We start from the raw sequence: 20628 nt of genomic DNA, 5'->3' as shown, positions 1-20628 counted from the left end.
GCTCGGGATGAGGCGGCCCCCGTTGCCGCTGTGTCCGCAGTGCTGTGTGTGATCAATGTCCACTGATGTGGTGGGATCGTTGCGCAAACGGTACTCAATACTGGAGCCCAGCGGTAGGGCATCTACTAAGAAGTAGCCGTGATTTCTGTGCGCTGCCCACAACACCCAGATCGGCACCACGCCGGGCCGCCCCTCGATTGTCATCCCAGCGCCCCCTCGGCATAACGTTGTGGCGTGACGGAGGACAGAGACCAGGAGTTCTCCCGCTATGTCACCGAACGGTCCGGCGCCCTACTGCGAGTCGCCTATCTGCTGACCGGAAACCGCGCCGACGCCGAGGACCTTCTACAGACCGCGCTGGCCAAGACCTATCTGTCATGGGGCCGTATTCAGGACAAAGGCGCGCTCGACGGATACGTACGGCGCGTCCTGGTCAACACCCAGACCTCCTGGTGGCGCAAGCGCCGCGTCGAGGAGTACGCCACCGACCAGCTCCCCGAACAGGTCTGGGAGGACACGCGGCCGGCCGAGATCGAATTGCGCTCCACGGTCTGGAACTCGCTGGCGCAGCTGCCGCGCCGTCAGCGCGCGGTGGTCGTCCTGCGCTATTACGAGGATCTGTCCGAAGCCGAGACGGCCGAAGTAATGGGGATCTCAGTCGGCACGGTGAAATCGACCGCTTCCCGTGCTTTGGCCAAACTCCGGACGGACGGCGCGTTGCGCGACGCGCGGGTCGCCATCCCCGCTCCGCTTAGCCCGCCTGCCGGAGAACCCCTTCCGAAATCCGCAAGGGTCGATGCAGACTGACCGGTGTACCGCCCGGTAACCTCAACCCCTCAGGAGGTCAGCGATGCGCTCGACCATGCAGGAGACCCCGCTTGGCATCCCGACGCTCCTGAGGTTCGCCTCGACCGTCTATTCCGGCTCCCGGGTGCACACCGTGACCGCCGAGGGCCTGCGCACCGCGTCCTTCGCCGAGGTCGGCGCCCGCGCCGCGCAGCTGGCCCACGCCCTGCACGACGACCTGGGCATCCGCGGCGACCAGCGGGTCGCGACGTTCATGTGGAACAACCAGGAGCACCTGGAGGCGTACTTCGCCGTCCCGTCCATGGGCGCGGTGCTGCACACCCTGAACATCCGGCTGTACCCGGATCAGGTCACGTACATCGCCAACCACGCCGAGGACAAGGTGGTGCTTGTCGACGGCAGTCTGATCCCGCTACTGGCCCGGGTGCTGCCGGGATTCGAGACCGTCGAGCACGTGGTCGTCGTCGGCGAGGGCGACCCGGCGCCGCTGGAGGCGGCGGGCAAGCGGATCCACCGGTACGAGGAACTCCTGGCCGGCAAGCCGATGACCTACGACTGGCCGGACTTCGTCGAGACCGACGCGGCCGCGATGTGCTACACCTCCGGCACCACCGGCAACCCCAAGGGCGTGGTCTACAGCCACCGCTCGATCTACCTGCACTCGATGCAGGTCACGATGCCGCAGTCGTTCCAGCTCAACGAGACCGACCGGGTCCTGACCATCGTGCCGATGTTCCACGCGATGGCCTGGGGCATCCCGTACGCGGCGCTGATGAGCGGCGCCAGCCTGGTCATGCCGGACCGGTTCATGCAGGCCCCGGCCCTGGTGCGGGCGATCAACGAGGCGGGGGCGAACTTCGCCGGCGCGGTGCCGACGATCTGGGCCGACGTCCTGAACCACCTGGACGCCACCGGGGAGAAGATCCCGACGCTCAAGCGCGCGGTGGTCGGCGGCTCGGCGGTCCCGCCGGCGCTGATGCACGCCTTCGAAGAGCGCTACGACATGCGCATCATCCACGCCTGGGGCATGACCGAGACCTCGCCGCTGGGCAGCGTCTCGCATCCGCCGGCCGGCGCCGAGGGCGAGCAGGCCTGGTCCTACCGCGTGTCCCAGGGCCGTTTCCCGGCCGGGGTGCAGGCCCGGCTGGCCGGCCCGGACGGCGCGATCGTGCCCAACGACGGCGAGGCGGTGGGCGAGCTGGAAGTGCGCGGCCCCTGGATCGCCGCCTCCTACTACCGCGACGAGGACCCCGAGCGGTTCCGCGACGGCTGGCTGCGCACCGGCGACGTCGGCACCATCACCCCCGACGGCTACCTGACGCTCACCGACCGGGAGAAGGACGTCATCAAGTCCGGCGGCGAGTGGATCTCCTCGGTCGAGCTGGAGAACCACCTGATGGCGCACGCCGCGGTGGCCGAGGCGACCGTGGTCGGCGTCCCGGACCCGCGCTGGCAGGAGCGGCCGCTGGCCGCGGTGGTGCTGCGCGAGGGTTCCGAGGCCTCGCCGGCCGAACTGCGGGAGTATCTGTCCGGACTGATCCCGAAGTGGCAGCTGCCCGAGCGGTGGGCGTTCCTCAACGCCGTCCCGAAGACGTCGGTGGGCAAGTTCGACAAGAAAGAAGTGCGCCGCGCGTACGCGGCCGGTGAGCTTGAGGTCACGGAGCTGTAGCAGCGTTGTAGAAGCGTTGTAGACCAGGGCCTGAACGCCTCTTCCGTGGAAAAGTCCGCAGTGTAGAGTGCCGAGAACTTGAGCGCTGGAACATCAGTAGTACTCGGCAGGGGAGGCACCGCGGACATGCGGATATCTCGGCGGTTTTCGCGCGGCGCCGCCGCGGGCGCGGCATCGGTGCTCACCGCGCTGTCGATGACGGCGTGTTCCGGCTCCTCATCCGGCGGTGGTACCGCGGCATCCAGTGCCGCGGCGTCGCAGTCGCTGGCGAACGCCGATGCCAACGAGAACGACGTGCAGGTCCTCAACTCCTTGCAACTCACTACCCAGGAGTTGGACAGTGCATTCGCCACTGACAACAAATGGCAGACGTGGCAGGGTGCGGACGCCTCGAAGATCCTGCTCAAGCAGGCCTGGGCCTGCACGCAGAACATGATCGACACCAAGCAGAAGTCGCTGGAACCGGTCACCAGCTACTTCCGCGCCGACGCGCTGCCCGGCGATCCGGTGGCGCCGTCGACCACGTCGAGCTCAAGCTCCTCCAGCCACAGCCACAAGGGCGGTTCCTCGAACCCGACCTCGTCGAGCTCCAGCGGGTCCTCCTCCACGAGCGACGGCAACCCGGCGCACTGGGTCGTCAGCACCGCGATCGCCTACCTGAGCTCGGACGCCGCCCAGGCCGCCGTGGCCGGCATGGGCACCGTCGACCCCAACGCGCCGAACTGCGGCGGGCCCGGGGACGGCGCGAAGGACGAGGTCGTCGGCGGCGGCATCGGCGAGGTCGGCCCGTCCTGGGACAACTCCCAGGGGGTGTTCGTCTACACCGACACCCAGAGCCATGTCACGATCTCGGTCGTGGCACAGCGCCGCGGGCGATACGTGGTTATCACCTACACACGCGGGAATGCCAAGGCCGACGCAGGGTATTACGACTTGGAAGCCGGCTCGGACACCGACCCGGCGGCCGACGCCGCCACGGCCGTCCTCGGCCTGCTGACCACCGCGGTCGTGGGCTCCGGCGGCTGACCAGTCCTTCGCACCCCCTCAGTGCGACAGAGGAACCGACGACGAGGTCCAGCGCCACCTGAGCAGTCCAGGCAAGCCGCCGAAAACGTGTGAAGGCCACTGATACCGATGCGGTCGGGGACCGAGGATTTCCGTGAGTTCGTCACCGCCCGCCAGGGCGCTCTGCGGCGAACCGCGTATCTGCTGTGCGGCGACTGGCACCAGGCGCAGGATCTCACCCAGCAGACGCTGGCCAAGCTCTTCGTCGCCTGGTCGCGGGTGCGCGCCGTGGAAGCCGTCGACTCCTACGCGCGCCAGGTACTGGTGCGCACCTACATCGACGAGTCGCGCAAGCGCCGCAACCACGAACTGGTCACGGCCGAACTGCCCGACTCCGGCACCGAGGGCCCGGAGATCGAGACCCGGCTGGCCCTGATGGCGGCGCTGAAGCAGCTCTCACCGCGCCAGCGTGCCGTCGTCGCGCTGCGGTTCTGGGACGATATGAGTGTGGAGGCCACCGCCGAGGCACTCGGTATGAAGGCCAACACCGTGAAGTCGGACACCGCACGCGCCTTGGCGAAACTGAAAGGTCTGCTCGACTCGTCTGTACACCAGGCGGTCTGAACGATGGGTGCGGATCCGGCGAAAGGAGGACACGGATGAACGCGGTGGACGCGTCCGCGGGCGAGGACGCGATGCGCGGTCTGATGGAGACCGCCTTCACCGCCGGGGAACCGGCGCTGCCGGACGTGGACGACGTGATGGTCGCCGTGGAGGCCCTCGGCGGGCACATCCGCCACCGGCAGCGGGTGCGTACCGGCGTCGCGGCCGGAGTGCTGTGCGTCGCCGGGTTCGGCATGGTCGGCGGGATCGCCGCCGTGGCGCACTCGACGCACACGAGCGTCACGAACGTGGTCCCCGGCGGCGGCAGCGGAGGGCCCCCCGCGCCTCCGGTCGGCGGGACGACGCTGAGCGGAGGCGCGCAGAGCAGCGGGACCAGTGGTGGGACGGTAAGCGTCGACCCCTGACACGCTCTGAGGAACGAGGAGCCGAGGGGCCGAGGGGCTGAAGGGCTGAGGGCCTTGGGAGGGCCGATGCGACGGATCCAGCGGATGCGGCTGGTCTTCGTGCTCGGAGCGGGCCTTCCGCTGCTCGCGACCGCGGCGTGCGGGACCCGGCTGCCGGATTCGGCCTTCGCCGCGCAGAGCCCGGGCGCGTCCGGGACGACGGCCGCCGGATCCGCGAACCCGGCCAGCGACGTGGGCGTCACCCCGGCCTCGATCACCATCGGAATGATCGACTCGGTCGACTCGCTGCTCGGCCCGGACACCTTCTCCGGCCCGATGTACGGCGCGCAGGCCTTCTTCAAGGCGCTGAACGCCGCAGGCGGGGTCGACGGGCGCCGGATCACCTTCGTGACGTGCGACGACCAGGGCGTGGGCGGGACCGACGTCTCGTGCGCGCACACGCTGATCGACCAGGACAAGGTCTTCGCGTTCTCGGGCAACTCGATCTTCCAGTACGACGGCGCGTCCTACGTCTCGGCCAAAGACGTGCCGGACATCGGCGGCGAGCCGATCAGCAACGCCTACGACCAGTACCCGCACCTGTACTCGATCTACGGCAGCGACTACCCGCGCGACGGCAAGACCATCGGATGGCAGGGAAAGCTGTATTCGTCCACCGAGGCCGAGCACTACGCGAAGACGGTGTTGAAGGCGCGCGTCGCCGGGCTCGTCTCGTACAACGAGGCCGACTCGGCACGCTTCGCCTCCTATGAGGCGCAGGCTCTGCGCGCGGAGGGGTTCACGGTCGTCCCGGAGCAGTTGGACATCGCCTTGGCGGACTTCGACTCCGCGGCTCTGGATATGAAGAACAAGGGCGTGGACGTCGTGTTCGACACCATCGACACCGACGGGAACGCCAGGCTGTGCAAGGCGATCGAGGACGCCGGGGTGCCGATCAAGGCGAAGATGACGACGGTCCAGAGCTGGGACGCCACCGTCGCCACGACCTACAAGGACGCGCCGAAGTGCCGGAACCTGTTGTACGCCAACTCCTCCGACGCCAACTACGAGGACACGTCGAACCCGGCGGTGAAGGCGTTCCGGGACGCGATGGCGAAGTACTTCCCGGACCGGGAGGGAAAGCTGTCGGAGTGGGAGATCGACGGCTGGGCCTCGGCGCAGTGGCTCACCGACGCGGTGGCCTCGTGCGGGGCGGATGTGACGCGGGTGTGCGTCGAGAAGTTCATGAACTCCGGGAAGCCTTATGACGCGCACGGGATCATCACGCCGGCGGCGTTCACCGTGAAGGCGCCGACCGGGACGACGCACGCGTGCTTCGACGTGGCGCAGTGGCAGGACTCCGCGGACGGCGGGAAGGGCGGCTGGGTCACGCGGGTGCCGGACATGGACACCAACTGCTACGACGTGCCCGAGGTTTCCTACTCGCCCTAGCGGACGAGGTGGACGACCGGGCGCCCCTCGCCGTCGTCGAATACTTTGACCCGAGCTCCGTAGTGCTCGGCGATCCGTTGCTCGGTAAGGACTTCTCGCGCCGTGCCGGTGGCGACCACCGCGCCGCCGGCCACGAGAGTGAGCTCGTCGGCGTACTGCGCGGCCAGGCTGAGGTCGTGCAGGGTGCTGACCACGGTCAGGCCCTCGGTCGCGCGCAGCTCGTCGACCAGGTCCAGGACCTGCTGCTGGTGGCCGAGGTCCAGGGCGGTGGTCGGCTCGTCGAGCAGCAGCACGCCGGCCTGCTGCGCGAGGGCGCGGGCCAGCACCACCCGCTGCCGTTCGCCGCCGGACATCGCCCCGAGCCGGCGGCCGGCGAATCCGGCGAGGTCCAGGCGCTCCAGCGCGCCCTCGGCGACCGCGCGGTCGCTACGGGACTCCACGCCCAGGTAGCCCAGGTACGGGGTGCGGCCGAGCAGGACGTACTCGGCGACGGTCATGTCGCCGGGCAGCTGCGGCTGCTGCGGGACGTAGGCGATGAGGCGGGCCCGGTGCTTGGCGGACAGCTTCGCGACCGACTCCCCGCCGACCCGGATGTCGCCCTGGTAGGCCAGGATGCCGACGATCGCCTTGAGCAGCGTGGACTTGCCCGCGCCGTTCGGGCCGAGCACGGCGTGCCACGATCCGGAGGCCACGGCGAGGTCGACGCCGTGCAGGATCGGCTTGTGGTCCAGCCTCACCCGCACCCCGGCGGCCTTGACCGCGCTCACCGGTCCCGCTCCCGCGTCGCCCGCAGGATCACCAGGAAGAACGGCGCCCCGACGAACGAGGTCACGACCCCGATCGGCAGCTCGGCCGGCGCCAGCACGGTCCGCGCGAGCAGGTCGGCCAGCACCAGGAACGCACCGCCCACCAGCAGGCTCATCGGCAGCAGCAGCCGGTGCCCGGGCCCGGCGACACGGCGCACGACGTGCGGCACCACCAGCCCGACGAACCCGATGATGCCGCTGACCGCGACCGCGGTCGCGGTCGCCAGCGAGGCCGCGGCCAGCACGATCAGCCGGGTCCGCACGGGGTTCAGGCCGAGGGTGGCGGCCTCGTCGTCGCCGAGCGCGAGGACGTCCAGATGCCGCGCGTGCACGGTGACGATCAGGACACTGATGACGGCGTAGGGCAGCGCCAACCGCACCAGCGACCAGTCGGCGGCGGCGAAACTCCCGAACAGCCACGAGTACACCTGCCGCACGTCCGTGGTGCTCCGCTGCATGACGAACGCCTGCACCGCCCCGACGAACGAACTGACCGCGACCCCGGCGAGGATGAGCGAGGCGGTCCCGCCCCGACCCACGAACGTGCCGAGCACATAGCTGGCGAGCACCCCGCCGAGCGCACCGACGAACGCGGCCAGCGGCACGGCACCGATGCCCGCCACGGTGTGCTCGGGCCCGCCGCCATAGACGATGACGAGCGTCGCGGCCATCCCGGCACCGGCGGAGGCCCCGATGGTCCCGGAGTCAGAGAGCGGATTGCGGAAGACGCCCTGATACGCGGCCCCCGCCTGCGCGAGCAGCGCCCCGACGAGCGTGGCCAGGACGACGCGCGGCAGCCGGATCTGGTCCAGCACGCTCTGCTGCACCGGCCCGAGCCCGGTATGGAGGTCTACGAAGGGGAGCTTGTCCAGCAGCGCCTTGGCGGTGCCGGCGACCGGGAGGCCCGCGGCGCCGCCGAGGCTGGAGACGAGGACGGCGAGAAGGAGGACCGCGGTCGCGGCGAGGAGGGCGACGGTCGGGCGGGCGAGGCGGCGGCGTGGGGGTGAGTGCGGGAGCGAGTGCGGAGGGATCGAGTTCGGCTCATCGACCGCGGAGCGGGCAAGGCGGCGGCTCGGGCGCGAGTGCGGGGGGATCGAGTTCGGCTCATCGGTCGCCGGGCGGTCGCCGCTCGCAGACTCGGCAGCGACATGCGCGGCAGGTCCCGGCGCCAGGACTCCGGCCGCCGCGTCAGCGCCCGCGGCCACCATCGTCGCAGCAGCATCGACCGCCGCGGCTTCGGCACCCCCCGCCGCCGCCGCGTCAGCATCCGCATCCGCTCCCTGCCGCCGCATCGCCGTGGCTCAGCCCTGGGCCTGGTTCACGGCCTTCGAGATCTGCTGCACCAGATCCACCAGGCGCGGACCCCAGCGGGAGGCGATGTCGTCGTCCATGCCGACGACCGTGCCCTTCGCCGCGTTCTTCACCGCCGGGATCGCCGACCAGCCGGGGCGGGCGGCGACGGTGGCCGAGGTCTGCTGGCAGCACTTGGTGTCGGCCAGGAAGATCAGGTCGGGGGCCGCGGTCACCAGGTACTCGTCGGAGAGCTGCGGGTAGCCGCCGCCCGTCTTGTCGGCCGGGTCGGCGATGTCGGTCAGGCCGAACTGGGCGAAGATCGAGCCGATGAAGGTCTTCGAGGTGGCGCTGTAGTTCCCGGGGGTGCCGACCTCGTAGTAGTACTTAAGAGGTGTGGCCGGCTTCTTCGTGGCCGCGATCGCCGCCGTGATCTGCTGCTTCATCGTGGCGACCTCGGTGGTCGCGGCGGTGGTGTGGCCGGTGGCGGCGCCGAGCTCGGTGATCTGGCTGTAGGCGTCGTCCAGGGTGTTCGGGGCGTCGAACCACAGGACCGGGACGTTCAGCTTGCCGAGCTGCTCCACGATCTGCGAGCTGTCGTCGGCGACGACCACCAGATCCGGGTTGTACTTCGCTATCGCCTCGGCGTTCGGCTTGTAGCCGGACAGCGCGCTCTTCGGGGCGCTCGCGGGATAGTCCGACTGGTCATCGACCGCGGTGACCTGCGAGCCCGCGCCGATCGCGAACAGGTCCTCGGTGGCCGAGGGCGACAGCGACACGATCTTCTTCGGCTCGGCCGCCAACTTCACCGCGCCGTTCTTGGCGGTGATCGTGGCCGGGAAGGCGGCCGCGGACGAGGCGGCGGTCGTGGTGGACGCGGTGCCCGAGCCGGCCGGGGCCGACGCCGACTTCGACGACGAACACCCGGCGGCCAGCAGCGCCGAGGCCGCGACGAGGCCGACGGCCACGCGCCGCGTCGAATTGTGCAGACGAGAATGCACGAGGTCAGCTCCTCCGGCTGATCCGCGGTCCCCGCCGCGCGCGCCGACCCAGGCAGGCGTGCCGCGCACACAGCCGGACCGCCCCGAACCGCGAGGGCCGAACCTTGGCACATCGCGTGAGGCGACCTGGCTCGCCCTCCGAACGGAGAGCTCACAGTTGCGGGACAGCGCCGGATTCCCACCGGCTTCGCTGCACTCGATGTGGACGGCGCACACCGCCGTCGCCCAAGACGCTAGCAAGCGCGGACGCACTCGCCTAACGGCAAATGGGGCGACGGCTGGTGATCTGCACTACTTCAAGAAGCCTGCGCTACTTCAAAAGCCCCGCGCTGCTTCAAGAACCCCGCACCACTCACGGCCAGACCGGCGACCGCTTCTCCACGAACGCCCGCACACCCTCGGCCCGGTCCGCCGAGAACGCCGTGGCCCGCCACGCCCCGTCCTCCACGTCCAGCCCGGCGGCCAGCGGCAGGTCCGCGCCGACCTTCAGCGCGTGCTTGGCGTTGCGCACCCCGATCGGCGAGTTCTTCGCGATCTGCTGCGCCAGCTCCAGCGCCGCCGCGCGCGCCGTCGAGCTCCCCGGCACCCGCCGGTCCACCATCCCGAACCGGTCGGCCTCGTCGGCGTCGATGCGCCGCGCGGTGAAGATCAGGTCGGCGGCGCGGTTCATGCCCACGCGCCGCACCAGCGTCTGCGTGCCGCCGCCGCCGGGGATGACGCCGACGGACACCTCGGGCAGCCCGAACACCGCGCCGTCGTCGGCCACGATCAGGTCGCAGGCCAGCGCCAGCTCGCAGCCGCCGCCCAGGGCGTAGCCGGAGACCGCAGCCACGACCGGCATCGGCAGCGAGCCGAACGCGCCCCAGGTCCGCCGGAACGCCGGCCGGGTGGCGACCAGCTCGGCGTCGCTCATCTGGTTGCGCTCCTTGAGGTCCACGCCGACGCAGAACGCGTGGTTCTTCCCCTCGGCCGCGGGCGGCGCCGACGACACCACCACGGCGCGCACCGCCGGGTCCTCGGCCAGCTCCGGCGCGACGTCCCGGATCGCCGCGGCCATCGCGGTCGAGATCGCGTTCATCGCCGACGCGCGGTTCAGCACGATCTCCGCGACCACGCCGTTGCCGGACGCGGGGTGCCGCCGCAGGAGTACGCCTTTGTAATCCTTCTCGGTTACCTCGTTCATGGCGCCCAGATTATGAGACCAAGGTCAGAATCCGAAGGGCACCCAGGGCGCGACATCGCTCACAAAGGCCCGCGACGCCTCGGCCAGCGCCCCCGGCCGCAGCTCCTCGACCCGCCCGGCCCGGCCCAGCGCGGCCAGCGAGAAACCGCCGAGGTAGGCGGTCCCGAGCTCGCGCGGCCCCAGCACCAGATCCGCCGGATCCGTGGTCCGCTCGCAGACCGCCCCCTCGGCATCGCCGCGCAACCGCCAGCGTCCGGTGTTCCACGCGCAGAAGGTGTCCGAGATCTCGAACACCACGTCGACCGGCGCCGCGTACCGCCGCGCCGCCAGGGCCCGGTCCACGTCGACGATCCGCACGTACAGCTCGTCCTGCACCCGCGGCACCGCCTGCCGGGGATCGGCGAGCAGGAACAGCAGCGGGTCGTCGGTCGGCACCTCGGCGTGGATCTCGCTGGTCAGGTCGATGTCGAGCAGGAAGCGCCAGATCGCGACGTAGGACGCCAGGTCGCGGCCGTAGACCTCCTTGGCCCGCACCTTGCAGTCCGGGCGCGCGGGGTTGTCCCAGTCCTCCTTGATCCGGTAGCGCGCGAACCCGACCGCCCGGCCGGCCGCGTCCTCGGCGACCACGCAGCGCAGCGGGCCCGCGCCGTCGCGGGCGAAGTCGTGGTCGGCCAGCGCCGAGTCGTGCCAGGCGTCGCCGGCCCGCGGCAGCATCCCCGGCCGGCCGAGCCGGTTCGCCTCGAAGACCTCCTGGCAGCGCTCGTAGGCCTGGAGCGGATCGGCCATCCGCAGCTGGAACTTGTCGCCGCCCGGCACCCGCGACAAGCCGTTGTCGCCGCGCGGGATGGTCAGTTCGAACTGCTGGGAGCCCAGTCCGTAGCCGAACCGGCCGTAGATCGCGGGCTCGGAGGCCTCCAGGATCGCCACCGGCGCCTCGCCGCGCTCGTGCAGGCCGTCGAGCTGGTAGCGCATCATCGAGGTGAGGATTCCGCGCCGGCGGTGTGTGGCCTTGACGGTGATGTAGGAGACGCCGGCCGCCCGCACCGTGACCCCGCCGGGCACCGTGAGCTCGAAGACGTGGTCGCCGCCGGTGCCGACCAGCTCGGCGCCGTCGAACCCGGCGATCGCGCGGCCGCCCAGCAGCCGCATCGCGAGGTCGTGCGCCTCCTGCGGCGGGTTCTCGTGGAAGGCGAGGTCGAGGTGCGCGGTGTAGGCCTGGACCTCGTCGTCCGTGATGGGACGGATCGGATGGTAGGCGCCGTTGGAGCTCATAGTCCATGGCTAACACCGCTTCGTCCCGACAGCGAGCAGATATTCACCCGGCGGCGGGTCGCGCGACGCCTCACGGAGCGTGAACGCGGCCCCCTTCGGCCTGCTCCCCATGGCAGGCTGATCCCATGCAGGATTCCGATCCGATCCGCCTGGCCGGCCCGTGGACGCACCGCGACATCACCGCGAACGGCGCCCGCTTCCACGTCGCCGAGATGGGGGAGGGCCCGCTGGTGCTGTTCCTGCACGGCTTCCCGGAGTTCTGGTGGTCCTGGCGCCACCAGCTCCCGGCGGTGGCCGACGCCGGTTTCCGCGCGGTGGCCATGGACCTGCGCGGCTACGGCGGCAGCGACAAGACCCCGCGCGGCTACGACCCGCTGACCCTGACGATGGACGTCACCGGCGTCATCCGCGCCCTCGGCCAGTCCAACGCCACCCTGGTCGGCCACGACTGGGGCGCCTTCCTGGGCTGGACCGCGGCGGTCTTCCGCCCGGCCGCGGTGAACCGCCTGGCCGTCACCGGTTCGGCCCATCCGCGCCGGCTCCGCCAGGGCCTGCTGACCGATCCCAGGCAGATCTCGGCGGCCCGCTACATGTGGTCCGCCCAGCGGCCGTGGGCCCCGGAGAAGGCACTGACCCGCGACGCGGCCATGCTGGTCGAGCAGCTGCTCGCGGAATGGGGCGCGACCGGCTGGCCGGAGCTGGACGTCGCGCAGCGCTACCGCGAGGCGATGCTCGTCCCCGGCGCCGCGCACTCCTCGCTGGAGTACTACCGCTGGCTCATCAGGTCCCTGGTCCGCCCCGACGGCATGCGGTACGCGCAGCGCATGCGCACCGAGGTCAAGGTGCCGGTTCTGCACCTGCAGGGCGAGCTCGACAACGCCCTGCTGCCGCACATCGCGCGCGGCTCGGGCCGCTACGTGACCGCCGCGTACCGCTGGCGGCTGCTGGAGGGCATCGGCCACTTCCCGCAGGAGGAGGCGCCGATGCGCTTCAACGGCGAGCTGATCGACTGGCTGAAGAGCTAGCCGACTACGACTTCCCAGAAGTCTTTATGTAGAGCAGCACCGCGCACCCCACGGCCATCGCCGGCGCCAGGAACCAGGTCTCCATCTTGTTGCCGGTGCGCTGGATCAGCGGTATCCCGGTGCGCAGCGTGAACGGCCAGAACAGCCGGCAGCCGTGGTCGGTGAGACAGTCACCCGCCAGATGGGTCAGCGCCCCGAGGCCTATGGCGAACGGCAGCCAGCTCGGCGCGCTGGCGATCCAGCGGTCCATCAGGACCGTGCCGCCGCCGGCCAGCAGGATACAGGGCCCGTAGGCGTGAAGCCCTTCTCCCGGCGGGCACAGGTTCAGCGCCCGGGCGGCCAGCGCCAGCATGAAGAACACCAGGCCGAGGGTGAAGTAGCGCCCGAGGTACTTCTCGCCGGCCCAGGTGCCGTAGGTGACGGCGGCGACGAAGGCGAACGAGTGCGTGGCGTGCCGGTGCCCGCCGCTGATCTTCTCGATCGCCCTGCACAGGTTGTGGGTGATCGGCCCGATCGCGTGCGCGATGGTGCCGTTCGGGTGGTCGATGTCCGGCAGCAGCGCCGCTCCGGCCGTGATGAAGGTCCCGAAGATCAGGTCCTTGACCTGGATGTGCGCGGTGGAGCCATGCATGGCCGGATAGGCCAGGACGCTCATCGGCAGCGCCGAGGCGGCCGCCGCCCAGGCCAGTCCGCCGCTGGTCGCGTGTGAGTGCCCGAGCATGGCCGATCCGCCCCCTGGTTGTGCTTCGCCGACAGTGGCATGAACGTATCAGGAGGGCACGACGGAGGTCAGTGCGGCAGAGGGCTGAAAAACCGGGTCGCCGGCCCGGCGCCTCAGATCGCGCAGGCCTGCGTGTTCACCGGAACGTCGGTGGCGGCGCCGGCGGACGCGTCGGAGGAGACCTCCTGCGCGGTCAGCGCGTACCCGGTGTTCTTGTCCTCCAGCGACTTGGCGAACACCACGCCGAGCACCCGGCCGTCGGTGGACAGCAGCGGGCCGCCGGAGTTGCCCTGCTGCACCTGCGCGTAGAGCGCGAACACCTGGCGCCGGACGTTGCCGTTGGAGTAGATGTCGGCGCCGGTCGCGGTGATCTGCTCGCGGATGCGCGCGGGGTCGACGCTGAACGGGCCGTCCTCGGGGTAGCCGACCACCATCGCGGAGTCGTTGGCCTTGCCGTCCAGGTCGAAGTTCAGCTGCGGGGCCTTCAGGCCGGGGACGTCCAGCACCGCGATGTCGCGCTTGGGGTCGAACAGCACCACGGTGGCCGCGTACTGCCGGTTGTTGGACTGGCGCACCACCAGCGAGCGGGTGCCGCCGACCACGTGCGCGTTGGTCATCACCTTGCCGGGCGCGTACACGAACCCGGAGCCCTCGATGTCCTTGCCGCAGGAGGGGGCCTGGCCGCGGATCTTCACGATCGAGGCCCGGTCGGCGGCGATCACCGGGCTGCCCACCAGCGACTGGTCCGGGGCCGGGACGTTCGCCGGGTCCTCGGCCTGGAAGGGCGCGAACACCTGCGGGAAGCCATTGCGGTTCAGGACGTTGGAGAACCCGTTGAACCACTGGTTGGCGCCCTGCGGCAGCACCTGGGTCATGCCCTTGAGGATGCTGGAGGAGCGCACCTGGTCGCTGATGGTCGGCACCGAGGACGTGAACAGCGCCAGGCCCAGGAACCAGGCCACCATCAGCACCGCGACCACCGACACCACCGCGCCGCTCACCGCGTCCACCAGCCGGGCCGGCTCCCAGGTGATGGCCTCGCGCAGCTTGCCGCCCAGCATCGAGCCGAGCACCTGCCCGACCACCGCCAGCGCCAGCACCGCGCACAGCGCTATCACCGAGGCCAGCAGGCTCGCCGAGGAGCGGTCCAGGAACGTCGGGACGATCACGAAGCCCAGCGCCAGACCGCCGAGGAAGCCCGCGAAGGAGACCACTCCGACGACGAAACCCTGCCGATACCCGGAGACCGCGAACGCCGCCACGACCAGCAGCAGCAGGATGTCGAGGATGTCCATCTACTTATCTTCTCCCCCCGGCGCCCCGCGGCTGCGGAACGCCAGCGCGAGCACCTCCTGCGGCAGCGGCTCGACCCGCCCGGTGTCCCACGGCTGTTCCCATCCGCCCGCCCTGAGCACCCCGTCCAGGAGCGCGGCGGTGAAACCCCAGATCAACAGCGAGCCCGCCTCGAAGGCCGGGCTCGACCGCCCCGAAGGGTTGCCGACCAGCATCCGGTTGGCCGGGTCGACCAGCTCGCGCACCGCGATCCGGCGCACCGAGGCGACCTCCCGCGGATCGCGCACCCGCACCGGGCTCGGGGCGCGCCACCAGCCCAATACCGGCGTCACCAGGAAGTCCGAGGGGAAGACGTACTGATCGGGCAGGATCCCGAAGACCTGGACCCCGTCCGGATCCAGGTCGGTCTCCTCGTTGGCCTCCCGCAGCGCGGTCGCCACCGGCCCCTCCCCGGGGTCCACGGCACCGCCGGGGAACGCCGGCTGGCCGGGATGGTTCCGCAGCGTCTTGGCGCGCTCGACGAACAACACGTCGGGCCCCTCGACGGGATCCTCACCGAACAGGATGAGCACGGCGGAGCGCCGGGGCTCCCCGGCCAGATCCGCGGGCCGCTGGAACCGGGGCCCCATCCCGCTCCCGTTCTCGGCGGCGCGGGCGAGCGGAAGCAGCCAGTCGGGCAGCGGATCGGCTATCGGAATGTCCATGTCGTGCGCAACGCTCACAGCGGCAGACCGCCTTCCCCCGGCTTGTACTTCAGCAGCGCGGCCGCCTTCACCGGATCCTGCTCCCCGATCCCCCGGCTGGGGCACAGCTTCGCGATCGGGCACGCTCCGCACGCCGGCTTCTTCGCATGGCAGACCCGCCGGCCGTGGTAGATGGTCCGGTGCGAGAGCAGCGTCCAGTCCTTGCGCGGGAACAACTCGCCGATGGCGTGCTCGACCTTGACCGGGTCCTCCAGATCGGTCCACCCCCAGCGGCGCACCAGGCGCCCGAAATGGGTGTCGACCGTGATGCCGGGGACGCCGAACGCGTCGCCGAGCACGACATTGGCGGTCTTGCGGCCGACCCCCGGAAGCTTCACCAGCTCGTTGAGCTTGCCCGGCACCTGCCCGCCGTAGTCGGTGACCACCGCCTTCGACATGCCCAGCAGCGACTTCGCCTTGTTGTGGAAGAACCCGGTGGGCTTGATCAGCGCCTCGAGCTCCTCGGGATCGGCGGAGGCCAGGTCGGCGGGCGTCGGGTAGCGCCGGAACAGCGCGGGCGTGACCTTGTTCACTCCGACGTCGGTGGACTGGGCGGACAAGATGACCGCGGTGAGGAGCTGGTAGGGGTCCTCGAAGTCCAGCTCGCACTTGGCGTACGGGTAGACGTCGCTGAGCTCGCGGTAGATCTTGCGGGCGCGCCTGACCAGCGCCGTGTGGGTCTCCGGCTTCGCTGTCTTCACGTCGGAGACGTCGGCGGCGGCTCGGGTCATGGGCTCCACTGTAAGCCGATGAACCTAAGAGGCGGGTGTGAACTCGCGGTCGTCACCCGATGGCGGCGGGGTGAAGCGGGCCGCGGCGGACGACGGCCGAGGCCCGGCACCTGGGTGCCGGGCCTCGCTTGGCGAGAATCTGGTCGCGCGCCTTCGCTCACCGGCGGCCGGCCGTCATCACGTACTCGCGGTTCCGGTTCTGGCCCTGGTTCTGCGGCGCCGTCCGGGTCCGGATCTGTGTCTGCGTGGTGCGCGAGGACAGGGTCCAGGCGCGGGCGCCGATGGTGCTCAGTCGGACGATGACTTCGCTGAAGGCCATCAGGATCAGGGCGGTGACCCAGGCCTGGCCGCTGGTGATGTCGTGGGCGGCCGAGAACTTGGTCAGGTGTGCGGCGCCGGAGGGGTGGGAGGACCAGACCGCGAAGCCCAGGCGGAAACCCATGCTGATGACCCACAGTGCGGCGGCGCCGGCGGTGGCCTTGATGTGTGCGTGGCCCTGCAGCATCCGCATCCGGGTGAGCAGGCCGCCGAACAGGCCGAACACGACGCCGACACCGGTGAACACAGCGATCAGCACCAGGTCGTTGCCGGCGGTGGGGATGCCGTGCAGGTAGTTCTTCGCCGCGAAGGTGATCATCGCGATCGGCACGATGAACGTGGCCTTGGAGATCCGCTCCTCGCGCAGCTGGCGGAAGACGATCAGGACGAGCGCGATGTCGATGATCCAGTCGGTTGTCGTCATGACTACGACTATGCAAGCCGACGACCTGCTGTTTCTTCAACCCTGAGGTGGGACGGGGGTGGAAACCACGCCTCCACCCCAGGGTTGAACGCCCGGCCGCGGAACGGCCGGGCGGCGCTCAGCGCTTCGCGTCCGTGATCAGCCGTGCCTCCACGACCGGCGAGATCGCGGTGGGTCCGCCGAAGATGTGGCCGTCAGCAACAGCGGGCCGTTCATGAGCGCCATGTACGCGCCGCCGGTGAGGCTGTCCGCGAAGGCCGTTCCGCTGGCGACGCCGACGGGGGTCGCGGTCGGTACGTCCTCGTTCCAGGCGCCGGCGAGGTTGGCGGCCGTCGCGTAGCGGTCGTGGCCGCAGACGCCCGTGGATCGTCGCGTACAGGAGCAGTCCGTTGGCCGACTTGGAGACGGGATAGTCGGCGGTGGTCGGGGTCTTCAGAAAGGTCTTCAGCCCGGTGCCGTCCAGCTTCACCGACATGATCGTGGTCGCCGGGATGACGACTGGATTGTGCGTGGGATCGTACGAGTGCGTGGTGCGAGCGAACAGCACTGTGCCGTTGTCCGCCCAGAGCGGACTGGAGTCAGGTTCTGCAAGGGAGAGCCACCGACGTCCGAGGTCCCCGGGGCGACGAGTTCGTGGGCGTTCCGGCCGCCCAGGTCGCAGACCCACACGGTGTTGGCGGTCTGATCCTCGAAGACGATGCGTGATCCGTCCGGCGACACCGCCGGGTTGTCGGCGACATGGCTGGTGTCCCAGCCTCCGCCGACGACGGCGACGTGCGCGGGCTGCGATCCATCGGCCGCCACCGTCTCGAAGCCCGACGATAACCAAGACGACGCATGTCAGGGAGGCTAGCGCGAGCGTGCGACGACGTGATCATACGTTCGGTCGAGGCCATCTCACCCTTCTGCGAACCCGCCGAAAATCGACACCGCGATGACGAAAATCGACATGATGTAGACTTTTTTTCGTCGATGGGAGAAACGATGCAGCAGAAGTGGCTCATCACCGGAGTCAGCAGCGGCCTCGGCCGCGCGTTCGCGCAGGCCGCCCTGGATGCCGGGCACACCGTGGCCGGCACCGTGCGCTCCGAGGAGGACTCGCGGGCCTTCGAAGCCCTCGCCCCCGGACGGGCCCACGGCCGCGTCCTGGACGTGACCGACGACAACGCCGTCGCGCGCACGGTCGACGAGGTCGAGACGGCCGTCGGGCCCCTGGACGTGGTCATCGCGAACGCCGGCTACGGCCTGGAGGGGACCTTCGAGGAGACGCCGCTGGCCGAGGTGCGGCGGCAGTTCGAGGTCAACGTCTTCGGGGCGGTGGCCACGTTGCGCGCCGCGCTACCCGCCATGCGCCGCCGCCGGCGCGGGCACCTGATGGCCGTCACCTCCATGGGCGGACTCATGGCGGTACCGGGGATGTCCGCCTACTGCGGCAGCAAGTTCGCCCTCGAGGGCATCCTGGAGGCGCTGGGCAAAGAGGTCGCACAGTTCGGGATCCACGTCACCGCGATAGAGCCGGGCTCCTTCCGCACCGACTGGGCCGGCCGCTCCATGACCCGCGCCGACCGGACCGTCGAGGACTACGACGACCTGTTCGGCCCCATCCGCGACGCCCGCCGCAAGGCCAGCGGCAACCAGCTGGGCAACCCGGCCAAGGCCGGCGAGGCCGTGGTGCACATCGCCTCGGTCGAGGCGCCGCCGTCGCACCTGCTCCTCGGCTCGGACGCGCTGCGCCTGGTCGGGGCCGCGCGCGCGGCCGTGGACGCGGACATCCGCGACTGGGAGGCGCTCTCGCGCACCACCGACTTCGCCGAGGGTGCTCAGCTCTGATGCCCGGCCACGACACATCGAGCCGGCGCGCCGCCGAGAGCAAGGGCGATCTGCGGGAGCGGGCCATCCTCGACACCTGCGAAGCACTGCTGACGGACAAGGGCTACGACGCCATGACCGTCAACGACATCGCCCAGGGCGCCGGCATCACCCGCGGCGCGTTGTACTTCTACTTCGGCTCCAAACAGGAGGTGGTCACCGCGCTCGTCGCGCGCACCGTCGAGCACCTGTGGGAACGCTCCCGCGCCACGGCCGAGGCCGACGAACCGCGCGCGGCCGTGGCGACGGCGATGCGGCGCACGGTCGAGCTGTGGAACGACCACGGCCCGGTCATGCGCACCGCGATCGACCTGTCGTTGACCGTTCCCGAGATCGGCACCCTGTGGAACCGCACCGCCGACTTGTTCATCGCGGCCATCACCGCGGTGCTGGAACGCGCCGGAGTGGCGCCCGGCGGCGGACCGAAGCAGGCCTCGGCGATGGCGCGCGCCCTGTGCTGGATGATCGAGCGGAACTTCTACCACGCCTCGCAGGAGTCCCGCGAGAGCTTGAAGAACACCTCGGACACCTGCGAGCACATCTGGTTGATCAGCGCCGGCCTGTCCTGAGGAAGGCTCCCGGAACCTGGCCGGCGGCAGGCGCCGATCGCGTCCCGGCTACCCGCCGATCTTCTCCAGTTCGGCGAGGTCCTCGTCGGAAAGCACGAGTCCCGCGCCGGCGGCGTTCTCGCGCAGATGCGCCACCGACGACGTACCGGGGATCAGCAGGATGTTCGGCGACCGTTGCAGCAACCAGGCCAACGCGATCGACATCGGGGTCGCGCCGAGGCGGGTGGCGACCGCCGACAGGGCCGAGGACTGCAACGGGCTGAACCCGCCGAGCGGGAAGAAGGGCACGTAGGCGATCCCGGCGGCGGCGAGCGCGTCGATCAGCTCGTCGTCCTGCCGGTAGGCGAGGTTGTACAGGTTCTGCACGCACACGATCGGCGCGATCCCCCGGGCCTCGGCGACCTGCTCGCTCGTCGCGTTGCTGACGCCGAGGTGCCGGATCAGGCCCTGCCGCTGAAGGTCGGCCAGCGCCTCGAAGGGCTCGGCAAGCGAGCCGGGCTGCGGTCCCGTGGCGTCGCCGAGCCTGAGGTTGACCACGTCGAGCGCTTCCAGGCCGAGGTTCTCCAGGTTCTCGTGGACGGCGCGGCGCACCGCGTCGGGTTCCCGGGCCGGCGGCCAGCCGCCGTTCGCGTCGCGGGTCGCGCCGACCTTCGTCACGATGTGCAGCGCGCCCGGATAGGGGTGCAGCGCTTCGCGGATCAGCCGGTTGGTGAAGTGCGGACCGTAGGCGTCGGCGGTGTCGATGTGCGTGATGCCGAGGGCGACGGCCTCGCGCAGGACGGCGCGTGCGCCGTCCGGGTCGGCGGGCGGTCCCATGACGCCGGGACCGGCCAGCTGCATGGCGCCGTAGCCGAACCGGGTAACGGTCAGATCGCCCAGGGACCAGGTTCCGCCGGGCAACGAAGGAGATAGCGTGCTCATAGCACTTCAGTGTGGACAGGTAGCTTCCCATCGGGAAGTAGGCACTTAGAAGTGCGTAAGGTACCCACGGGTGTGAGGAGCGACCGATGGCCACGAGGACGGCGGCCCAGCAGCGGGCCCAGGCCAAGACGGAGTACGACGCGTTCCTGGCGGTGTGCCCCAGCCGCAAACTGCTCGACCGGATCTCCGACAAGTGGGTCACGCTGATCCTGTGCGCTCTGGGCAACTCCGGCGAGCCGCGGCCGATGCGCTACTCGGAGCTGTCGCGTCTGCTGGCCGGCGTCAGCCAGAAGATGCTCACCCAGACCTTGCGCTCGCTGGAGCGCGACGGCCTGATCACGCGCACCGCGACGCCGACCGTGCCGGTCACCGTCACCTACGAGCTGACCGGCCTCGGCGTGTCGCTGCACGCGATGGTGCGCGGCATCAAGGACTGGGCCGAGGGGCACATGGACGACGTGCTGGCCCACCGCGAGACCTACGACGGCCGCGAGGCTTGAAAACCCTTATACAAACAGCGCA

The 20628-nt window shown here is 70.4% G+C and carries 22 protein-coding genes and 1 riboswitch; of the genes, 10 read left to right on the top strand and 12 right to left on the bottom strand.

The window, feature by feature from the left end; genetic code table 11:
• Positions 1 to 234: 234 nt before the first annotated feature.
• The 6 genes from ABH926_RS09555 to ABH926_RS09530 all read left to right on the top strand — a co-directional run bounded on the left by ABH926_RS09555 (position 235) and on the right by ABH926_RS09530 (position 5940).
• Entirely contained in the window at positions 235 to 807 is a 573-nt protein-coding gene (locus ABH926_RS09555; RefSeq protein WP_370365039.1) for a SigE family RNA polymerase sigma factor, read from the top strand.
• 43 nt (positions 808 to 850) lie between these two features.
• Complete coding sequence (locus tag ABH926_RS09550) at positions 851 to 2476, top strand: long-chain fatty acid--CoA ligase (protein WP_370365038.1); 1626 nt, start codon at positions 851 to 853, stop codon at positions 2474 to 2476.
• A gap of 126 nt (positions 2477 to 2602) precedes the next feature.
• Positions 2603 to 3502 carry a hypothetical protein gene (locus tag ABH926_RS09545; RefSeq protein WP_370365037.1) on the top strand — a complete coding sequence of 300 codons (900 nt, stop codon included), beginning with the start codon at positions 2603 to 2605 and terminating at the stop codon, positions 3500 to 3502.
• Positions 3503 to 3610: 108 nt separating this feature from the next.
• Positions 3611 to 4105, top strand: coding sequence for a SigE family RNA polymerase sigma factor (locus tag ABH926_RS09540; RefSeq protein ID WP_370365036.1), 495 nt, complete (start codon positions 3611 to 3613; stop codon positions 4103 to 4105).
• 35 nt (positions 4106 to 4140) lie between these two features.
• Positions 4141 to 4509 (top strand): hypothetical protein, encoded by a 369-nt coding sequence (locus ABH926_RS09535; RefSeq protein ID WP_370365035.1) that lies wholly within the window; start codon positions 4141 to 4143, stop codon positions 4507 to 4509.
• A gap of 66 nt (positions 4510 to 4575) precedes the next feature.
• A complete protein-coding gene (locus tag ABH926_RS09530) occupies positions 4576 to 5940 on the top strand; it encodes an ABC transporter substrate-binding protein (protein WP_370365034.1) in 1365 nt (454 codons plus the stop codon).
• Here the strand turns inward: ABH926_RS09530 and ABH926_RS09525 are convergent.
• The 5 genes from ABH926_RS09525 to ABH926_RS09505 form a co-directional block, all read right to left on the bottom strand.
• Positions 5937 to 6707 carry an ABC transporter ATP-binding protein gene (locus ABH926_RS09525; RefSeq protein WP_370365033.1) on the bottom strand — a complete coding sequence of 257 codons (771 nt, stop codon included), beginning with the start codon at positions 6705 to 6707 and terminating at the stop codon, positions 5937 to 5939. The genes ABH926_RS09530 and ABH926_RS09525 overlap by 4 nt on opposite strands.
• Positions 6704 to 8038 (bottom strand): FecCD family ABC transporter permease, encoded by a 1335-nt coding sequence (locus ABH926_RS09520; RefSeq protein ID WP_370365032.1) that lies wholly within the window; start codon positions 8036 to 8038, stop codon positions 6704 to 6706. Before ABH926_RS09520 ends, ABH926_RS09525 begins: the two co-directional genes overlap by 4 nt.
• Positions 8039 to 8047: 9 nt before the next feature.
• Positions 8048 to 9037 (bottom strand): ABC transporter substrate-binding protein, encoded by a 990-nt coding sequence (locus ABH926_RS09515; protein WP_370365031.1) that lies wholly within the window; start codon positions 9035 to 9037, stop codon positions 8048 to 8050.
• 105 nt (positions 9038 to 9142) lie between these two features.
• A riboswitch (cobalamin riboswitch) is annotated at positions 9143 to 9272 on the bottom strand.
• 117 nt (positions 9273 to 9389) lie between these two features.
• Positions 9390 to 10220: an enoyl-CoA hydratase/isomerase family protein gene (locus tag ABH926_RS09510; RefSeq protein WP_370365030.1), complete on the bottom strand. Its 831-nt coding sequence runs from the start codon at positions 10218 to 10220 to the stop codon at positions 9390 to 9392.
• A gap of 24 nt (positions 10221 to 10244) precedes the next feature.
• The gene (locus tag ABH926_RS09505) at positions 10245 to 11492 is read right to left on the bottom strand and encodes a GNAT family N-acetyltransferase (RefSeq protein WP_370365029.1); all 1248 of its coding nucleotides are present in this window, start codon (positions 11490 to 11492) and stop codon (positions 10245 to 10247) included.
• A gap of 125 nt (positions 11493 to 11617) precedes the next feature.
• On the opposite strand from ABH926_RS09505, the gene ABH926_RS09500 reads away from it, so the two are divergent.
• Positions 11618 to 12517 carry an alpha/beta fold hydrolase gene (locus ABH926_RS09500; RefSeq protein ID WP_370365028.1) on the top strand — a complete coding sequence of 300 codons (900 nt, stop codon included), beginning with the start codon at positions 11618 to 11620 and terminating at the stop codon, positions 12515 to 12517.
• A gap of 4 nt (positions 12518 to 12521) precedes the next feature.
• On the opposite strand, the gene ABH926_RS09495 is transcribed toward ABH926_RS09500, so the two are convergent.
• From ABH926_RS09495 to ABH926_RS09470, 6 genes are all read right to left on the bottom strand, one after another.
• Entirely contained in the window at positions 12522 to 13238 is a 717-nt protein-coding gene (locus ABH926_RS09495; RefSeq protein ID WP_370341068.1) for a metal-dependent hydrolase, read from the bottom strand.
• 113 nt (positions 13239 to 13351) lie between these two features.
• On the bottom strand, positions 13352 to 14533 hold the full coding sequence (locus ABH926_RS09490; protein WP_370365027.1) for a MarP family serine protease: 1182 nt from the start codon (positions 14531 to 14533) through the stop codon (positions 13352 to 13354).
• Positions 14534 to 15235: a CoA pyrophosphatase gene (locus tag ABH926_RS09485; RefSeq protein WP_370365026.1), complete on the bottom strand. Its 702-nt coding sequence runs from the start codon at positions 15233 to 15235 to the stop codon at positions 14534 to 14536. It abuts the gene before it with no gap.
• 14 nt (positions 15236 to 15249) lie between these two features.
• Positions 15250 to 16005 carry an endonuclease III gene (gene nth, locus ABH926_RS09480; protein ID WP_370365025.1) on the bottom strand — a complete coding sequence of 252 codons (756 nt, stop codon included), beginning with the start codon at positions 16003 to 16005 and terminating at the stop codon, positions 15250 to 15252.
• 157 nt (positions 16006 to 16162) lie between these two features.
• Entirely contained in the window at positions 16163 to 16747 is a 585-nt protein-coding gene (locus ABH926_RS09475; protein WP_370365024.1) for a hypothetical protein, read from the bottom strand.
• 138 nt (positions 16748 to 16885) lie between these two features.
• Positions 16886 to 17158 (bottom strand): cell wall-binding repeat-containing protein, encoded by a 273-nt coding sequence (locus tag ABH926_RS09470; protein WP_370365196.1) that lies wholly within the window; start codon positions 17156 to 17158, stop codon positions 16886 to 16888.
• A gap of 573 nt (positions 17159 to 17731) precedes the next feature.
• On the opposite strand from ABH926_RS09470, the gene ABH926_RS09465 reads away from it, so the two are divergent.
• Both ABH926_RS09465 and ABH926_RS09460 read left to right on the top strand, forming a co-directional pair.
• A complete protein-coding gene (locus tag ABH926_RS09465; RefSeq protein ID WP_370365023.1) occupies positions 17732 to 18577 on the top strand; it encodes an oxidoreductase in 846 nt (281 codons plus the stop codon).
• Positions 18577 to 19185, top strand: coding sequence for a TetR/AcrR family transcriptional regulator (locus ABH926_RS09460; protein WP_370365022.1), 609 nt, complete (start codon positions 18577 to 18579; stop codon positions 19183 to 19185). Before ABH926_RS09465 ends, ABH926_RS09460 begins: the two co-directional genes overlap by 1 nt.
• Before the next feature lie 48 nt (positions 19186 to 19233).
• Here the strand turns inward: ABH926_RS09460 and ABH926_RS09455 are convergent, their stop codons facing one another.
• The gene (locus ABH926_RS09455) at positions 19234 to 20106 is read right to left on the bottom strand and encodes an aldo/keto reductase family oxidoreductase (protein WP_370365021.1); all 873 of its coding nucleotides are present in this window, start codon (positions 20104 to 20106) and stop codon (positions 19234 to 19236) included.
• Between the two features lie 86 nt (positions 20107 to 20192).
• Here ABH926_RS09455 and ABH926_RS09450 point away from each other — a divergent pair, with 86 nt between their 5' ends.
• The gene (locus ABH926_RS09450; protein WP_370365020.1) at positions 20193 to 20606 is read left to right on the top strand and encodes a winged helix-turn-helix transcriptional regulator; all 414 of its coding nucleotides are present in this window, start codon (positions 20193 to 20195) and stop codon (positions 20604 to 20606) included.
• The last annotated feature ends 22 nt before the right edge of the window (positions 20607 to 20628 follow it).

It is taken from the genome of Catenulispora sp. GP43 (assembly GCF_041260665.1).
GTDB lineage: Bacteria > Actinomycetota > Actinomycetes > Streptomycetales > Catenulisporaceae > Catenulispora.
The sequence above is the reverse complement of the archived record's forward strand: the minus strand, read 5'-3'. Positions and strand labels throughout refer to the sequence as shown.

Excerpts from the sequence above, each read along its gene's own strand:
- ABH926_RS09550 (WP_370365038.1), top strand. The coding sequence starts at position 851 with ATGCGCTCGACCATGCAGGAGACCCCGCTTGGCATCCCGACGCTCCTG.
- ABH926_RS09545 (WP_370365037.1), top strand. The coding sequence starts at position 2,603 with ATGCGGATATCTCGGCGGTTTTCGCGCGGCGCCGCCGCGGGCGCGGCA.
- ABH926_RS09540 (WP_370365036.1), top strand. The coding sequence starts at position 3,611 with ATGCGGTCGGGGACCGAGGATTTCCGTGAGTTCGTCACCGCCCGCCAG.
- ABH926_RS09535 (WP_370365035.1), top strand. The coding sequence starts at position 4,141 with ATGAACGCGGTGGACGCGTCCGCGGGCGAGGACGCGATGCGCGGTCTG.
- ABH926_RS09530 (WP_370365034.1), top strand. The coding sequence starts at position 4,576 with ATGCGACGGATCCAGCGGATGCGGCTGGTCTTCGTGCTCGGAGCGGGC.
- ABH926_RS09520 (WP_370365032.1), bottom strand. The coding sequence starts at position 8,038 with ATGCGGCGGCAGGGAGCGGATGCGGATGCTGACGCGGCGGCGGCGGGG.
- ABH926_RS09510 (WP_370365030.1), bottom strand. The coding sequence starts at position 10,220 with ATGAACGAGGTAACCGAGAAGGATTACAAAGGCGTACTCCTGCGGCGG.
- ABH926_RS09505 (WP_370365029.1), bottom strand. The coding sequence starts at position 11,492 with ATGAGCTCCAACGGCGCCTACCATCCGATCCGTCCCATCACGGACGAC.
- ABH926_RS09500 (WP_370365028.1), top strand. The coding sequence starts at position 11,618 with ATGCAGGATTCCGATCCGATCCGCCTGGCCGGCCCGTGGACGCACCGC.
- ABH926_RS09495 (WP_370341068.1), bottom strand. The coding sequence starts at position 13,238 with ATGCTCGGGCACTCACACGCGACCAGCGGCGGACTGGCCTGGGCGGCG.
- ABH926_RS09490 (WP_370365027.1), bottom strand. The coding sequence starts at position 14,533 with ATGGACATCCTCGACATCCTGCTGCTGCTGGTCGTGGCGGCGTTCGCG.
- ABH926_RS09485 (WP_370365026.1), bottom strand. The coding sequence starts at position 15,235 with ATGGACATTCCGATAGCCGATCCGCTGCCCGACTGGCTGCTTCCGCTC.
- nth (WP_370365025.1), bottom strand. The coding sequence starts at position 16,005 with ATGACCCGAGCCGCCGCCGACGTCTCCGACGTGAAGACAGCGAAGCCG.
- ABH926_RS09475 (WP_370365024.1), bottom strand. The coding sequence starts at position 16,747 with ATGACGACAACCGACTGGATCATCGACATCGCGCTCGTCCTGATCGTC.
- ABH926_RS09465 (WP_370365023.1), top strand. The coding sequence starts at position 17,732 with ATGCAGCAGAAGTGGCTCATCACCGGAGTCAGCAGCGGCCTCGGCCGC.
- ABH926_RS09460 (WP_370365022.1), top strand. The coding sequence starts at position 18,577 with ATGCCCGGCCACGACACATCGAGCCGGCGCGCCGCCGAGAGCAAGGGC.
- ABH926_RS09455 (WP_370365021.1), bottom strand. The coding sequence starts at position 20,106 with ATGAGCACGCTATCTCCTTCGTTGCCCGGCGGAACCTGGTCCCTGGGC.
- ABH926_RS09450 (WP_370365020.1), top strand. The coding sequence starts at position 20,193 with ATGGCCACGAGGACGGCGGCCCAGCAGCGGGCCCAGGCCAAGACGGAG.